This window comes from Mesorhizobium sp. M7A.F.Ca.US.006.01.1.1 (assembly GCF_003997935.1).
Classification (GTDB): Bacteria; Pseudomonadota; Alphaproteobacteria; order Rhizobiales; family Rhizobiaceae; genus Mesorhizobium.
Genome location: NZ_RZQL01000476.1, coordinates 1 through 1,522 on the forward strand (window position 1 = coordinate 1; position 1,522 = coordinate 1,522).

A 1,522-nucleotide genomic window follows, 5' to 3' on the forward strand; every position below is an offset into this window, starting at 1 on the left:
CTGCCGTGCTGCCAGCCTGTCATCAGGCGCCCCCAAGCAGGCCAAGCCAAGCCGCCAGACAAAAAGCCAATCCCTCTCCCCAAAACCAAAGCAAAAACAGCCCGCATGGCACCAGCCGGCGGCCGTTTTGATATTCGGCCGGGGTGGCCATCGATTCGCCACGGCTCAGGCGCCCGCAAGCAGGCCAAGCCCAAGCTGCGGGACAAACTTCACTAAACAAACAGCCCGCCGGCACCAGCCGGCGGGCTGTTCGCGTTCAAGGGGACTGGCAAGTGAAGCGCCGGCTGCCGCTATGACCGGATCAACCGAATCGGAGGCAGAAAAGACAAGGCCATCCGATCCTCGTGCCAGGCATCGGTGATGCCGGTGATGACTTGCAATCAAATACGAAATGAATTTGGCCGGGGTGGCGTTCTATTCAGCCAGCTTTTTGTGGCCACCCTCGGCCATGACAATGACTGATGACCGCGAATATCGACCTGCATGTGGATCCTCGATCGCGCCGGCGGTCGGGTGTGTCAGGCCGCGATAGCCGCCAGTGCCGTTGGTCGAGCGGCCTGGGGCGTTGAAGCGACGCCTCGATCGTGCCGAATCAACTCGATCGTGCCGAATCAAAGTGAAGGGCAGATTCTCTGCGGGATGAGTGGCCCAAGCTGTGGCCCATATTCCCCGCAGGAGGTTGCCAATGCCAAATTACGCTTTGAATGACCACTACGAGAGCTTCATCAGGAAACAGCTTGAATCAGGCCGCTACAACAATGCCAGCGAGGTTGTCCGCGCGGGCCTGCGCATGCTCAAGGATTTCGAGGCGGAGCGGGAGAAATGGCTGCGCGGCGAGATACCGGGGCGCCTGGCTGAACTCCGGCGGGATTCATCGAAGGGCATCCCTGCCGAAACGATTTTCTCCCGGCTGGAGGCGCGTCATCGCGCGAAGCAGGCGAAAGCCAAGTAGGGATGGAGCACCAGATTGTCTTCCACCCAAAGGCGGAGTCAGAGAGCTGGAGCAACTCTACGATGATATAGCCGGACGTGCGTCCCCGGCGATCGCCTGGAATTTCATTGCGGTATCCGCGACCGTTGTCTCGGTCTGTCGACTTTTCCACAGCGGGGCACCGAGCGAGTCGAGATCATGCCTGGGCTGCAGATTGTTGGCTATCGCCGCGCTGTCAGCATTGCCTTCGCCGTCGAGGGTGGGCGGGTGCTGATTCCTGGGCATCTTCTACGCTGGCCGGGACATCACACCGGAATTGCTCGAGGGCCGGCTCTAAACGACGCTTCGGTGGAGAATTGCTCCGCAGCCATCGAGGCGCGGCAGGTTGATGGCGCACATCAGCGCCGAGATCTCGGGGCGCATCGCAGGAATGGCAGGCGGCAGAACACCGCCCACAATTCAGCCAAGCCAACTCATGAATTTCGGCCCGGTGGATATCTCTACGAGAAATCGAAAAAACATTATGGATGTGTGTTGACAGTTGTCGTTGGTGGCGACTATATACGCCTCACGAACGAGGGCGGCTCGCCG

At 60.1% G+C, this 1,522-nt stretch carries 1 protein-coding gene and 1 pseudogene; both read left to right on the top strand.

What is annotated here, in order from left to right; translation table 11 throughout:
- Nucleotides 1-685: 685 nt before the first annotated feature.
- Nucleotides 686-952, top strand: coding sequence for a type II toxin-antitoxin system ParD family antitoxin (locus EN943_RS36950; protein WP_127416607.1), 267 nt, complete (start codon nucleotides 686-688; stop codon nucleotides 950-952).
- 177 nt (nucleotides 953-1,129) lie between these two features.
- Nucleotides 1,130-1,522, top strand: a pseudogene (locus tag EN943_RS38725) (hypothetical protein); the annotation flags it as partial.

Coding starts and splice junctions, on each gene's coding strand:
- EN943_RS36950 (WP_127416607.1), top strand. CDS start 686: ATGCCAAATTACGCTTTGAATGACCACTACGAGAGCTTCATCAGGAAA.